This window comes from Rhodopseudomonas sp. WA056, from assembly GCF_010906995.1.
GTDB lineage: Bacteria > Pseudomonadota > Alphaproteobacteria > Rhizobiales > Xanthobacteraceae > Rhodopseudomonas > Rhodopseudomonas palustris_G.
On sequence record NZ_QPFS01000052.1, the window covers coordinates 1 to 13052 of the forward strand.

The 13052-nt window shown below is 66.7% G+C and carries 12 protein-coding genes and 1 pseudogene; 3 read left to right on the top strand and 10 right to left on the bottom strand.

Annotated features, from left to right (window positions below):
- The 5 genes and pseudogenes from DU475_RS12270 to ubiE all read right to left on the bottom strand — a co-directional run.
- Positions 1–909, bottom strand: a pseudogene (locus DU475_RS12270) (two-component sensor histidine kinase); the annotation flags it as partial.
- A 218-nt stretch (positions 910–1127) separates the two neighbouring features.
- On the bottom strand, positions 1128–1586 hold the full coding sequence (gene dut, locus DU475_RS12275; RefSeq protein WP_164632303.1) for a dUTP diphosphatase: 459 nt from the start codon (positions 1584–1586) through the stop codon (positions 1128–1130).
- Positions 1583–3028, bottom strand: coding sequence for a bifunctional phosphopantothenoylcysteine decarboxylase/phosphopantothenate--cysteine ligase CoaBC (gene coaBC / locus DU475_RS12280; RefSeq protein ID WP_164632304.1), 1446 nt, complete (start codon positions 3026–3028; stop codon positions 1583–1585). The genes dut and coaBC overlap by 4 nt, the downstream gene beginning before the upstream one ends.
- 53 nt (positions 3029–3081) lie before the next feature.
- Entirely contained in the window at positions 3082–4659 is a 1578-nt protein-coding gene (gene ubiB / locus DU475_RS12285; RefSeq protein WP_164632305.1) for a 2-polyprenylphenol 6-hydroxylase, read from the bottom strand.
- On the bottom strand, positions 4656–5417 hold the full coding sequence (ubiE, locus tag DU475_RS12290) for a bifunctional demethylmenaquinone methyltransferase/2-methoxy-6-polyprenyl-1,4-benzoquinol methylase UbiE (RefSeq protein ID WP_013499930.1): 762 nt from the start codon (positions 5415–5417) through the stop codon (positions 4656–4658). Before ubiE ends, ubiB begins: the two co-directional genes overlap by 4 nt.
- A 244-nt stretch (positions 5418–5661) precedes the next feature.
- Between ubiE and mutM the strand changes: the two genes are divergently transcribed.
- Positions 5662–6537, top strand: a complete 876-nt coding sequence (mutM, locus tag DU475_RS12295; RefSeq protein ID WP_013499931.1) for a bifunctional DNA-formamidopyrimidine glycosylase/DNA-(apurinic or apyrimidinic site) lyase — start codon at positions 5662–5664, stop codon at positions 6535–6537.
- 60 nt (positions 6538–6597) lie between these two features.
- On the opposite strand, the gene DU475_RS12300 is transcribed toward mutM, so the two are convergent.
- Positions 6598–7938 carry a peptidoglycan-binding protein gene (locus DU475_RS12300; RefSeq protein WP_164632306.1) on the bottom strand — a complete coding sequence of 447 codons (1341 nt, stop codon included), beginning with the start codon at positions 7936–7938 and terminating at the stop codon, positions 6598–6600.
- A 206-nt stretch (positions 7939–8144) separates the two neighbouring features.
- Between DU475_RS12300 and DU475_RS12305 the strand changes: the two genes are divergently transcribed.
- A complete protein-coding gene (locus DU475_RS12305) occupies positions 8145–8945 on the top strand; it encodes a HesA/MoeB/ThiF family protein (RefSeq protein ID WP_013499933.1) in 801 nt (266 codons plus the stop codon).
- A gap of 124 nt (positions 8946–9069) precedes the next feature.
- Complete coding sequence (locus tag DU475_RS12310; protein WP_013499934.1) at positions 9070–10755, top strand: MFS transporter; 1686 nt, start codon at positions 9070–9072, stop codon at positions 10753–10755.
- Between the two features lie 104 nt (positions 10756–10859).
- On the opposite strand, the gene DU475_RS12315 is transcribed toward DU475_RS12310, so the two are convergent.
- From DU475_RS12315 to DU475_RS24280, 4 genes are all read right to left on the bottom strand, one after another.
- On the bottom strand, positions 10860–11081 hold the full coding sequence (locus DU475_RS12315) for a hypothetical protein (protein ID WP_013499935.1): 222 nt from the start codon (positions 11079–11081) through the stop codon (positions 10860–10862).
- A 77-nt stretch (positions 11082–11158) separates the two neighbouring features.
- Complete coding sequence (locus DU475_RS12320) at positions 11159–11500, bottom strand: phasin family protein (RefSeq protein ID WP_013499936.1); 342 nt, start codon at positions 11498–11500, stop codon at positions 11159–11161.
- A 240-nt stretch (positions 11501–11740) separates the two neighbouring features.
- Complete coding sequence (locus DU475_RS12325; protein ID WP_013499937.1) at positions 11741–12145, bottom strand: hypothetical protein; 405 nt, start codon at positions 12143–12145, stop codon at positions 11741–11743.
- Between the two features lie 75 nt (positions 12146–12220).
- Positions 12221–12562, bottom strand: a complete 342-nt coding sequence (locus DU475_RS24280) for a hypothetical protein (RefSeq protein ID WP_142884267.1) — start codon at positions 12560–12562, stop codon at positions 12221–12223.
- Positions 12563–13052 lie beyond the last annotated feature (490 nt).

Sequence of the window (13052 nt, forward strand, 5' to 3'; positions counted from 1 at the left end):
CACGATCGGCAACCGGCCAGTGAATTCGGCGCTGTCGCCGAGCGAGCGGGCCAGAGCGGCGCGGTCGCCGGTATCGAGCAGTTCGAGATTGCGGCCGATCGCATCCGCCGCATCGCTGGCATCGGTCGCGCGCGCGTAGGCGGCATTGGCGAAGCTGAGTGTACCGTCGGCGCGGCGGGTCCAGATCGGCCAGGGCGCCGCGGTGGCGAAGCCGCGCAGCATCTCGGTTTCTTCCTGCAGCGCCTTGAAGCGCCGCGTCATGTCTGCGAGCTCCCGGCGGACGCCACTCAGCTCGCGGATGCGGACGACGGCCTGACCGCCCACCGCACGCCCCATCGCCTCGATCGACCGGCCGTTCGAGGTGACGAGTTGCAACAGAAAGCCTTCACCCTTGTCGAGCAGCGCATCGACGGCGTGGTCCATCTGCAACGCCGGCTCCGGCGGCAGCCAGGTTCCGAAGGCGAGGATGCGCTGCGGCTGGCGACTCTGGGGTTCGGCGGGCAGAAACAGTGCGGTGTCGCCGCTGATCCGCGGCCGGCTGTCACCGGCGATCCAGGAAATCAGCACCTGCGGCTCGGCGAACAGCAACGCCTGGAAGCGATCCGACTCGGCCTGCAGTCCCTGCAGGTCGGCCCGCAGCCCGGCCTCGCGCGCCGCCGCGCGTTGCCGCGTCCGCACCAGCATGATCGCCGACATCACCGAAAAGCCGAGCGCCGCGAGCGCGATGATCAGCGTCATCATCTCGTGGCGGTTCAGATCCAGCAGCAGCGACGAGGTGATGGCGGCCAAGTGATCGTCTGCGGCTCGCGCCGGCGACGACGCGACCATCACTGCCGTCCCAGCCAAACCATGCACCAGGGAGGTGCACGACAGACTGGTCCGACGTATGGACCCCAATACGCCTGACATCGATTGCCCCAAACCGCACGGCGCAACTCACAAGCCGCGCCATAGCCGAATCAAGCGACATTATCGCCATCGCGACTCGGCGGGTAAGAGTCCAGACCGTGAACGGAGACGCGACCGTTCGTAAACGGACGGTTTATATTTTCCGACAGCAATTCCGGCCGCGCTTGACACTAAATCTAGTGGAGTCGCGGAAGTAGCACCTCAACGCAAATCGCTACTCAGCGGCCGGTCGAGCCGAAACCGCCGGCCCCGCGACCGCTCTCCGGCAGTGCCTCGACCGCGACGAACTCGGCGCGGCTGACCGGCGCGATCACCATCTGGGCGATCCGCTCGCCGCGCCGGATGGTGAACGGCCCGCTGCCGTGATTGATCAGCAGCACGCCGATTTCGCCGCGATAATCGGCATCGATCGTGCCCGGCGCGTTCAGCACGGTGACGCCGTGCCTGGCGGCGAGGCCCGAACGCGGCCGAACCTGGGCCTCGTAGTTTTGCGGGAGCGCGATGGTGAGACCGGTGGGAACCAGTACGTAGCAGCCGGGCTGGAGCGTCAGCGGCGCATCCTGCGGGACGGCGGCAATCAGGTCGAGCCCGGCGGCGTGCGCGGTCTGATACTCCGGCAGCGGCAGGCCTTCGCCGTGCGGCAGGTGGCGAATCGAAACGGTGATCACTTGGGTCATGCGGGAACTGCCATGGTTTGGGCGATCCGCGCCACCAGCGCGGTCGCGACTTCGTCCTTGGTCATCAGCGGCCACGATTCGAGATCGGTGGCGGCACCGTGGCGCATCAGCAGATGCACGGTGTTGCGGTCGCCGCCCATCACTCCGGTGGCCGGCGAGACGTCGTTGGCGACGATCCAGTCGCAGCCCTTGCGGGCAAGCTTTGCGGTCGCATTGTCGATCAGGTTCTCGGTCTCGGCCGCAAAGCCGATCACCAGCGGTGGCCGGCTTTCGGTCAGTTTCGAGATCGTCGCCAGGATGTCGGGGTTTTCGGTGAGCTGCAGCGGCGGCGGCCCGCCGGCGCCCTTCTTCAGCTTCTGCTCGCCTTCGGCCGCAACCCGCCAGTCAGCCACCGCGGCGGCGAAAATCGCCACATCCGCCGGCAACGCGGATTGGACGGCAGCAAGCATCTCGCGTGCCGACTCCACCCGGGTGAGATCAACATCTGCCGGCGCCCGCAATTCGACCGGACCAGAGATCAGAGCGACCTCCGCGCCGGCGGCGGCAGCAGCCGCTGCGATCGCGTAGCCCTGTTTGCCGGACGAGCGATTGGCGATGTAGCGCACCGGATCGATCGGCTCGTGGGTCGGGCCTGCGGTGATCAGCACGCGCTTGCCGAGCAGCGGCTTCGGCGGCCGCGGCCGCCACAGCGCTTCGGCCGCGGCCGCAATCTCGATCGGCTCCGCCATCCGGCCGACCCCCGCCTCGCCGCGCTCGGCCATCTCGCCGGCATTGGGGCCGACCATCGCGACGCCGTCCTGCCTGAGCTGAGCGACGTTGCGCCGGGTCGCGGCGTTGTTCCACATCAGCGGATTCATCGCCGGCGCCAGCAGGATCTGGCGATTGGTGGCGAGCAGGATCGCGGTCGCAAGATCGTCCGCATGGCCGCCGGCGATCTTGGCCATCAGGTCGGCGGTTGCGGGCGCGACGACGATCAGGTCGCAGTCGCGCGCCAGACGGATGTGTCCGGCATCGAACTCGCTCGCAGGATCGAACAGATCGGTGTAGCAGCGCTGATGCGACAGCGCGCTCGCGGTCAGCGGCGTGACGAATTGCTGCGCGGCCTTGGTCAGCACCACGCGGACATCGGCGCCGCGCTCCTTCAGCCGGCGGATCAGGTCCATCGCCTTGTAGGCCGCGATGCCACCGCCGACGATCAGCGTCACCCGCGCCCCATCCGGCTGCGACTGGAGACGCGCGCCATCCGGCGGATCATCGGGCGCCGGGGCGGGGGAAACGGACAGCTCGGCGGAGGCGGGCTCCGCGAAGCCGAGCCGCTTGTGGCAGGCATCGCGCAGGATGACCCGAACCTCGTCTTCCATCGAACGGCCGTTGGCGGCCGCGCGCTGGCGCAGTTCGGCTTTGAGCACGTCGTCGAGCTTGCGGATCGTCAGATTGGCCATGCGGAAAGGCTAATCGACGCCCGCATTGCATTCAAGAGATGAATGCAATGCGATCAGATCATCCGCGACAGCGCGATCAGCACGCCGATGAAGGTTGCGGCGATCACCCAGAGCGCCACCGTTCGGCCGCGGGTGCGGCCACGCTCATTGCGGCCGATCGCGGCGATGGTCTCCGGCGCCAGCACCAGGCCGTCCTTGGTCATGACCTCGAGCTGGTTCAACACCGTGACGGCACGCGACACGATGGTCGGCAGGCCGCTCAGGGTGTGACCGAGCTCACCAGCGCCGGCGAGCGCGCCCTCGACCTTGCCGATCGGGCCCAGATTGCGCTGGATCCATTCGCGCACCACCGGATCGGCAACCTTCCAGATGTCGAGCTTGGGATCGAACGATCGGGCCACGCCTTCGACCACCACCATGGTCTTCTGCAGCAGAATCAGCTCCGGCCGGGTCCGCATGTCGAACAGGCCGGTGACCTCGAGCAGCAGCGTCAGCAGCTTGGCCATCGAGATTTCTTCGGCCGTGCGATTGTGGATCGGCTCGCCGATCGCACGGATCGCTTGCGCGAAATTCTCCACCGAGTGATGCGGCGGCACGTAGCCGGCTTCGAAATGCACCTCGGCGACGCGGCGATAATTACGGGTGATGAAGCCGAGCAGGATTTCGGCGAGGAATCGCCGCTCGTTCGGCAACAACCGCCCCATGATGCCGAAATCGACCGCGACCAGGCGCCCGTCGCTGCCCAGGAACAGATTGCCGGGATGCATGTCGGCATGGAAGAAGCCGTCGCGCAGCGCGTGGCGCAGGAAGCTCTGGATCACCTTGCGGCCGAGCTCGACGGTGTCGACATTTGCGGCCTGGAGGCGGGCGTGATCGTTGAGCGGGATGCCGTCGATCCACTCCATCGTCAGCACGTTGTGGGTGGTGCGATTCCAGTCGACGGTGGGGACGCGGAAGTCCGGATCGTCCTTGGTGTTCTCGGCCATCTCGGACGCCGCGGCCGCCTCCAGCCGCAGGTCCATCTCCATCGCGACCGAGCGCGACATGGTGTTGATGACTTCGACCAGCCGCAGCCGACGCGCTTCGGCCGAATAGATTTCCGCCTTCTCGGCCACATAGAAGAAGTCGGACAGATCGCGCCTGAACCGCGCCGACACGTTCGGCCTCAGCACCTTGACGGCGACCTGCTTGCGCACCCCGTCGACCTCGATCTCGCCGCGATGCACCTGGGCGATCGAGGCGGCCGCGACCGGCGCGCTGAGGCTGACGAACACGTCACGAACCGGGCGTTCCAGCGAGGCGGCGATCGCCTGCTCGGCCTCCTCCTGCGAAAACGGCGGCAGCCGGTCCTGCAGGCTTTCCAGATCGCGCGCCATCGCCACACCGACCACGTCGGGACGGGTGGCGAGGAATTGTCCGAGCTTGAGATAGGCCGGGCCGAGGCGGGTCAGCGCCCGCGACAGCCGCGGCCCGGACTTGGCGCCGCCGCGCTCGATCAGCCGCGCCAGCCGCACCGGCACTTGGCCGGCCGGCGGAATCAAACCCGGATCGACAACGCCGAACACGCCCTCGCGCGCGAACACGAAGGCGGCGCGGCCGAGCCGCGCCAGATGAGTGAGTGCTGCGATCACAAACGCCAGCCCGAATGCAGCGCGACGATGCCGCCGCTCATCACCTGCCAGTTGGCGCGCGCGAAGCCGGCGTCACGCATCATCTCGGCGAAATCATACGGCTTGGGGAATTTGCGAATCGATTCGACCAGATACTGGTAGCTCTCGGCATCGCCGGTGACGACGCGGCCGATCTCCGGGATCACCTTGAACGAGAACAGATCGTACAGCTTCGACAGGCCCGGCACGTCGACCGACGAGAACTCCAGGCACAGGAAGCGGCTGCCCGGCTTCAGCACCCGATAGGCTTCCTTCAGCGCCAGATCGATCCGCGGCACGTTCCGGATGCCGAACGCGATGGTGTAGGCATCGAAGCTGCGGTCGTCGAACTGCAGGTTCTCGGCGTTGCCCTCGACGAAATCGACCTTGTCGTCGAGGTTTCGCTCGACCGCGCGCTGGCGGCCGACTTCGAGCATATCGGTGTTGATGTCGCAGACGGTGGCGTGAAAGCCGGCGCCCGAGGCCTTGGCGGCACGGAACGAGATGTCGCCGGTGCCGCCGGCAACGTCGAGCAGCCGGAACGGCGTGTCGTCACGCGGCGGGTTGAGGGTCGTGATCATCACGTCCTTCCACAACCGGTGCATGCCGCCCGACATCAGATCGTTCATCAGGTCGTAGCGGCCGGCGACGCTGTGAAACACGTCGTTGACCAGCGTCTGCTTCTCGTCCAGCGGAACGTCGCGATAGCCGAAATGCGTGGTCTCGCCCGGCTCAGTCATGCCTTCAACTCCTGCGCGCGGACGGTTTTTCGGGCCGATTGCCGCCCGAAACACGAAAACGGCGGTCCGCGGCGGACCATATAGCGCGCTTGGTGCGGAGGCGCTATCACCTGAATGCCTTAACTGGCTGACGCCACATGTAGAATGCAACGACGGCCGGCGCCGGCCGCAATCGCCGGGTTGTCGCCGCCATGCCTGAAATTCAAGCCAATCGAGTGGCTTAAAGCCCTTTCGAGCGAACCCGATGCCCGAACTCCCCGAAGTCGAGACCGTCCGCCGCGGGCTGCAGCCGGCGATGGAGGGCTTTCGGATCGACCGCGCGGTGGCGCACCGGGAGAATTTGCGGTTTCCGCTGCAGAAGGACTTCGTCGCCCGACTCACCGGCCAGACTGTCACCGGCCTCGGCCGGCGCGCCAAATATCTGCTGGCGGACCTGTCGAGCGGCGACGTGCTGCTGATGCATCTCGGGATGTCCGGCTCGTTCCGGGTGATCGAGGCCGATGGCGAGACCACGCCGGGCGAGTTTCACTATCAGCGCAGCGAGGACCGCACCCACGACCACGTGGTGTTCGAAATGACGTCCGGCGCCCGCATCGTGTTCAACGACCCGCGCCGGTTCGGCTTCATGAAGGTGTTTCCGCGCAGCGAGATCGAAACCGAGCCTCATCTGAAGGGCCTCGGCCCAGAGCCGCTCGGCAACGCATTCGACGCCAACCTTCTGGCGAAGGCCTGCGCCGGCAAGCAGACCAGCCTCAAGGCCGCGCTGCTCGATCAGCGCGTGGTTGCCGGGCTCGGCAACATCTATGTCTGCGAAGCGCTGTTCCGCGCGCGCCTGTCACCCAAGCGCAAAGCCGCGACGCTGGCCAATCGCAAGGAAGAGCCGACCGACCACGCGGTGCGGCTGACCGAGGCGATCCGCGAGGTGCTGGGCGAAGCGATCAAGGCCGGCGGCTCATCGCTGCGCGACCATCGCCAGACCAGCGGCGAGCTGGGCTACTTCCAGCACGCGTTCAAGGTCTACGACCGCGAAGGCGAGCCGTGCCCGAGCTGCGGCGGCACGGTGCAGCGCTTCGTGCAGAACGGGCGATCGACGTTCTGGTGCCCGAAGTGTCAGAAGTGATAGACATGAAGGGAATTCGTTCAATGACTTCTGACGACGCTGGTAGTGAGTCCGCGGGGATTACTTCCGCACGCAGATCACGCGGACGACGCTCGCTTTGGCATCCTTGGCGCTGCCGTCGACCAGCTTCACGCCGACGCTGGCAAGATAGCCGCGCACGGTGTCGGCCGAGATCAGCGCCGCCTGCGGCGCCGCGGCGCTGTCCGCCGGTCCTGCCACCAGCGGCAGACGCAGCGTCGTCAGTCCCGCGAAGCGCCCGTCCGCATCCCGTGCCGGCGCACCGGAAAAGCCGAGGCTCGGCGCCGGCGTCACAGCCAGCCCACCGGCGCTGCCGGCCGGAGTGAGTTGGGCCTTGACCGTGGTGACGGCCGCGCCGCCGCCCTGGCTCTGCGGATCAGCAACGCCGGTGATCTCGACCGCTCCGGGCTTGGCGGAACCGCCGATCGGCAACGGCTTCAGGGCGGACGCACCGTAGATCCGCAGCAGCGCCAGCTCGTGCTCCTTGCTGCGATTGGCCAGATCCGCAGGACCGTAGCCGGCAACAACGATCGACAGACAGCCGTCGACCGCATCGCGATCGGCCAGGATCGCGCCATCTGAGCCGACGACGGTGCCGGTCGAGTACTCGACCTTCTTGCGCGGCGGCGGGCCGGCCTGCGCACCGGCCGGAAACGGATCGTAGGCGCTCGACATCGCGACCACGACCGGCTGCATCGTGCCTTCGGTGGCCTGATCGTACAGCACGGTGAGCAGCCGCACCTCGGCGTTCTTGAAGCTGCCGCGGATGTAGAACTTCTTCTGACCCTGGGTGCCCGACAGCACGAAGAAGTCGGGCCGGACCGCGCTGTATTCGACCTTGCGGCCAGGCTGCTTCTTTTCCTGCTCGGCGAGTTTGGTGATCGAGAGGTCCGCCTCCTTGCGCCGCGACAGCGCGACCTGGATCGTGCCGGTGGAGGAACTCCAGCGGGTGCCGCCGGCATCGGACGCCTGCTGCGGCACCAGTTTGGTCGGCACGCCGAGCCGTGCGCCGGTGACCGGATCGGCCACCAGCTTCCAGCCGACGCTGGCCTGCAGCTTGCGCGCTGCCTGGCCGAGCTGCCCGCGCTCCTGCGGATTGAGCACGCCGGTCGGCTTGTGACCCTGGTTGGTCTGGAACTGCTTGATCGCCGCGATCATCCGATCGGACACCTCGCCGTTGATCAGGCCGTTGTAGTCGCCGGTCCAGGCGAGATCGGACTGGATCGCCTGACGCTCCGCCTGCGCCAGCGTTTTGGCGGTCTCCGCAGGCGTCTGCGCCGCGGGTGGCGCCGCCGTAGTCTGTTTCGGCGCAGCGTGCGCGCCATGCGCCGCCAGGGTGGCGGCACCGGCGACGATCAGGGTTGCAGCCAGCATCGATCTCATGACAATTCCCGAGCAACGTTGCGCCATGCGCAAATAACCATATTCGCTTGGTCGGCGCCAACGCGGCGCCGGTTCGAGGCGTGGCACCCGCGCGACGGCTCGCCCGCCGGACAATTGCCCCTGACTGCGGGAAAGGATGAGCCGGATGCGCGTCGTCCAGATGACGGTGCTAACGCGAGCGCTGAAGTGAAGGATACCATCCGATCATGCTGAGTGCCGAAGAACTCGAACGCTATGCCCGCCACATCGTGCTGCGCGATGTCGGCGGTCCCGGACAGGCGGCACTGAAGAGTGCACGGGTGCTGGTGGTCGGCGCCGGCGGGCTCGGCGCGCCGGTGCTGATGTATCTCGCGGCCGCCGGGATCGGCACGCTCGACATCGTCGATGACGACATCGTCACGCTGTCGAACCTGCAGCGCCAGATCATCCACGCAACGCCGGACATCGGCGCCCGCAAGGCCGACAGCGCCGCGAACCGGATCATGGCGCTGAACCCGCACGTCCGCGTGGTGTCGCACCGGGTGCGGCTCGACGGCTCCAACGCGCTGGCGCTGATCGGCGGTTGCGATCTGGTGCTCGACGGCTCGGACAATTTTGCCACGCGCTATTTGGTGTCGGATGCCTGCTATCTGGCGAAAAAACCGTTGGTCACCGCGGCGCTCGGCCAGTTCGACGGATCGTTGACCACGATCCGCGCCCACGAACGCAACGCCGCGGGCGAGCCCAACCCGACCTATCGCTGCCTGTTTCCCGAACCGCCGCCAGCCGGCACGGTGCCGAGCTGCGAGGAGGCCGGGGTGATGGGGGCGCTCGCCGGCATGCTCGGCTCGATGATGGCCCTGGAAGCGATCCGCGAGATCGTCGGCTTCGGCGAGGGCCTGGTCGGACGGCTGGTGATGATCGACGCCCGCGCGATGCGGTTCGAAACGCTGCGCTACAGCCGCGACCCGCAAAATCCTCTGAATGGCGATGCGCCGACCATCGCCGATCTGAGCCAGCACCTTTGAGCTGCTGCTTGGTCTGAGACCTCCACCACGTTGGCTCTGGACAGTGCGAGCGCTTCGCAGGCATCACTGTTTCGAGCGTCGAAGAATCGGCGATGCGGCGAGGACGGCGGAGGGTCAGACCCAGATGGCGGGCACGGCGAAGCGCGGGCTGTTTTCCGGCGACGGGATCGCGGCGCCGCTGCGGCACGCGCTGTTCCGGCGGATCTGGCTGGCGAGCCTGCTGTCCAATCTCGGCCTGATGATCAACGGCGTCGGCGCCGCCTGGGCGATGACGCAGATGACCGCGTCCGCCGACAAGGTGGCGCTGGTGCAGACCGCCCTGATGCTGCCGATCATGCTGGTGGCGATGCCGGCCGGTGCGATCGCCGACATGTACGACCGCCGCCTGGTGGCGCTGGCAGCGCTCGGCATCGGCCTCGCCGGCGCCACCACGCTTGCGGTGCTGGCGCATCTCGGCCTGGTGACTCCGAACATTCTGCTGCTGTTCTGTTTCGTGATCGGCACCGGCATGGCGCTGTTCGGTCCGTCCTGGCAGGCTTCGGTCTCCGAGCAAGTTCCCGCCGAAACGCTGCCGGCCGCGGTGGCGCTCAACGGCATCAGCTACAACATCGCGCGCAGCTTCGGCCCGGCGGTCGGCGGCATCGTGGTGGCGGCGGCTGGCGCAGTGGCGGCGTTCGCCGCCAATGCGGTGCTGTATCTGCCGCTGCTGATCGTGCTGCTGCTGTGGCGCCGGGAGAGCGAACCGCCGCGGCTGCCGCCGGAGCGGCTGAACCGCGCGATCGTCTCCGGCGTGCGCTACATCACCAACTCGCCGGCGATCCGGATCGTGCTGACCCGCACGCTGGTGACCGGCATCGCCGGCTCTTCGGTGCTGGCCCTGATGCCGTTGGTGGCGCGCGACCTTTTGCACAGCGGAGCCGAGACCTACGGGTTGCTGCTCGGCGCCTTCGGCATCGGCGCGGTGATCGGCGCGCTCAATGTCGGGATCGCGCGGCAGCGCATGAGCAGCGAAGCCGCGGTGCGGCTGTGCGCGCTGATCATGGGCGTGGCGATGGCGGTGATTGCGATCAGCCGATCGCCGCTGCTCACCGCCGCCGCGCTGGTGATCGCAGGCGCAGTGTGGATGCTGGCGATCGCACTGTTCAACATCGGCGTGCAGTTGTCGGCGCCACGCTGGGTCGCAGGACGTTCGCTTGCGGCGTTCCAGGCGTCGATCTCGGGCGGCATCGCGATCGGAAGCTGGGGGTGGGGTCACGTCGCCGACTTGTCCGGCGTCGCGCCGTCGATGCTGCTGTCGGGACTGGCGATGCTGGCTTCTCCAGTGCTCGCCTTCCTGCTCCCGATGCCTCCGGTCGGTCCCCGCGCCGAGGACGCCGAACTGCTCGCGGATCCGGAAGTCAAGCTGGCCCTGACGCCGCGCAGCGGACCAGTGGTGATCGAAATCGAGTACCGGGTCGACGCCGACCAAGCCCGCGCGTTTCACAATTTGATGCAGGAGGTGCAGCTCAGCCGCCAACGCAACGGCGCTTATGGCTGGTCGATCGCGCGGGACATCGCCGATCCCGAATTGTGGACCGAGCGCTATCACTGCCCGACCTGGCTCGATTACTTGCGTCAGCGCAGCCGCTCGACGCAGGACGACCGAATCCTCCACCGCCGTGCGATCGCGTTACATCGCGGACCGGAGCCGATCCGCGTGCGCCGGATGCTGGAACGGCCGTTCGGCTCGGTGAGGTGGAAGGAAGAATCGCCGGACCGCGCCGCCACCGAAGTGCTTCCGGTCGCAGGCGTCAGCGGCGGATCGACGTGATCACAGCCCCGCGACGCTGTGCGAGCGAAGCGCCGCAATCGGTGGCATGCGACGGGGCCTGAATTGCTCCCTCGCGACGCTCTTACAATCCCATGACCGGCTCACTACTGCCCGTGGTCGGCAAGCACCTTGGCGCATTTGGCACTGAGCTTGGCGCGGTTCTGCTGCAGGCAGTTGAGAATCACGCCATCGGACTCGTTCATCACGGCGCGGCACAGCCTTGACACGTCGCGCCCGCAGCCTGGATCCGGCTGCCGTTGCGGTTGCGCTTCTGCGGAGCCGGCAATCAACGCCGCAGCGGCCATCGGGACGATGAACTTGAGCATGTTGGTTTTCCAAATCTGAGCAGATCGTCGAAGCATTTCCTCAATGCCGATCCACGCAACACCGTTCCCGACACGAACTAGCCATCGCCCGGAACGATCACCTTCGGATGGGTCATCTCGACCACCTCCTTGGCCTGATCCGTCAGCACCCGGAATTGAGTCTGCAAAAACTCGGTCTGGATCCGGACGACGTCCTGGAAATCCTTGGCGTGCAGAAGCTGCTGGGAGAAATCGAACGTCGCCTGAACGTTGCGATCGACATAGCCCTTCAGCGCGGTGGCCTGACTGCTCTGGCCCAGAGGCACCACCGACATGCTCTTGCCGATGAACTCGAGGTAGTTGGTCATCGCGCCGCGCGTCTGCTCGAGGTTCTTGGTCATCATATTCAAGATGACGTCGGACGAGTTCTTGTCTGCCATCGCGACCTCCTAGACGCTCCCCGGCTACCCAAGTAGCAAATGGCGGATCGGCCGAAGCCCGTTGCCCACCGTCTGCTCGCCGCAATGATCGCAAAATCTGCAGCGCCGTCCAGTACTAACTGAGCAGCCCTTAAATATGCCTAACCGCGCTCGCGCGAACGGCGGGCGTGGAGCCGCCCCACACCCGCCGTTCGCCGAACATCGTCTCGTGCGCGCGCCGGAAGATCGGCGCGGGCCGAATTAGTTGAACCGCGCGCGGTCGAGCTGATCCATGCCCTTCTGCGACCGGTAGATCTCGAGGCAGTACCATGCCAGCACGACCAGCGTGCCGATCCGCACCACCGAGGTCGGCAGCATCAGGCTGAGCGCGACGATCAACAGCGGCACCGCGGCGGCCTTCATCACCTTGGTCCGGTCGTCGAAGATCGGGAAGAACCAGACCTTGTTCTCCGCCGCCCAGAAGGGCGGCTTGACGCGCTGCAGACCGTAGCGCGCCCAGGTGTCCTTGAAGCCGAGGTCGCGGGCCCACACCAGATACAGCGTGACCCAGAATGCCAGGAAGGCGACGACGACGGACATCGGTCCGGCGGCGAAGCCGATGAGCAGCAGCACCGCGACGGCGAGTGCGATGAACCAGTTTTGCATCGGAGAGACCTTTGAGACTGACGGGAGCCCGCGGTGCGTTATCGGCCGCCGGCTCCCAGAAGCGAACTGCCTGCGTTATTTGCGCGCGCAGGACACCACGATGGTGGAGGAGCGCGGGCCGCAGCTCGCGGTCATCTGCCCGTTCTCCAGGGAAAGGTTGTCGCTGAATTTGGCACTGCTCGGCCCGATGCAGATCGCGGAGATCAGCGCTTCATCCGCTTCGCAGGAGGTCGGGCAACCGTTGGACGCGCAGGTCGACGACGTCACGGTGCGGAACGCGCTGACCGGCGGCGCGACCGGTGTCGCTGCAACGGCTGGCTCGATCAGCGTCGGATGGGGCACACCGCCCTGGTTCACAACCGACAGCGCGGCGACGAACGCGATGGCACCGAGAAGAATCATCGATGAGGAGCGCATACTACCTCCATACCTGTTAGAATGATCACCAGACGGTTTGCAACTGCAGCATGTTATCAACGCCCCGGAATTTCAACAGGCGCAAGTTTCAGCACGCTTAAGGACGACGCAACGGCTACTAAGGGAGAGCATCGCACGACCTCACCCGCGCGGCATCGACGCACCGGCCGCACCGCGAAGATCGCGTGCCCGTTCCATCCGCGATCCTGACGGTTTGCCGCGATCTTCAGGCTTAGATGTTACCGTCACGCATCAGGCTGTGCGAGTTGGTGATTTGCCGGACAGACGGAGCACCGAAAGAGCCGGCGGAATACCGGCGGGCGCGCAGCGCCGACGGCGCGGCAACGCGACGCACCGGCGCATTCACCTCGTGGCGCGTCTGCTACGGATCACCGATCCGTCGGGCCGTCCTGGCGACGCGCTCAGTGGCCGCACGTGATTCGGGATTTCCCGGACAGAGTGACAGTGCATACGCCGCAAATGGCCCGTC

Excerpts from the sequence above, each read along its gene's own strand:
- ubiE (WP_013499930.1), bottom strand. The coding sequence starts at position 5,417 with ATGACTGAGCCGGGCGAGACCACGCATTTCGGCTATCGCGACGTTCCG.
- DU475_RS12320 (WP_013499936.1), bottom strand. The coding sequence starts at position 11,500 with ATGGCAGACAAGAACTCGTCCGACGTCATCTTGAATATGATGACCAAG.
- DU475_RS12315 (WP_013499935.1), bottom strand. The coding sequence starts at position 11,081 with ATGCTCAAGTTCATCGTCCCGATGGCCGCTGCGGCGTTGATTGCCGGC.
- DU475_RS12300 (WP_164632306.1), bottom strand. The coding sequence starts at position 7,938 with ATGAGATCGATGCTGGCTGCAACCCTGATCGTCGCCGGTGCCGCCACC.
- DU475_RS12310 (WP_013499934.1), top strand. The coding sequence starts at position 9,070 with ATGGCGGGCACGGCGAAGCGCGGGCTGTTTTCCGGCGACGGGATCGCG.
- dut (WP_164632303.1), bottom strand. The coding sequence starts at position 1,586 with ATGACCCAAGTGATCACCGTTTCGATTCGCCACCTGCCGCACGGCGAA.
- DU475_RS24280 (WP_142884267.1), bottom strand. The coding sequence starts at position 12,562 with ATGCGCTCCTCATCGATGATTCTTCTCGGTGCCATCGCGTTCGTCGCC.
- DU475_RS12325 (WP_013499937.1), bottom strand. The coding sequence starts at position 12,145 with ATGCAAAACTGGTTCATCGCACTCGCCGTCGCGGTGCTGCTGCTCATC.
- mutM (WP_013499931.1), top strand. The coding sequence starts at position 5,662 with ATGCCCGAACTCCCCGAAGTCGAGACCGTCCGCCGCGGGCTGCAGCCG.
- DU475_RS12305 (WP_013499933.1), top strand. The coding sequence starts at position 8,145 with ATGCTGAGTGCCGAAGAACTCGAACGCTATGCCCGCCACATCGTGCTG.
- coaBC (WP_164632304.1), bottom strand. The coding sequence starts at position 3,028 with ATGGCCAATCTGACGATCCGCAAGCTCGACGACGTGCTCAAAGCCGAA.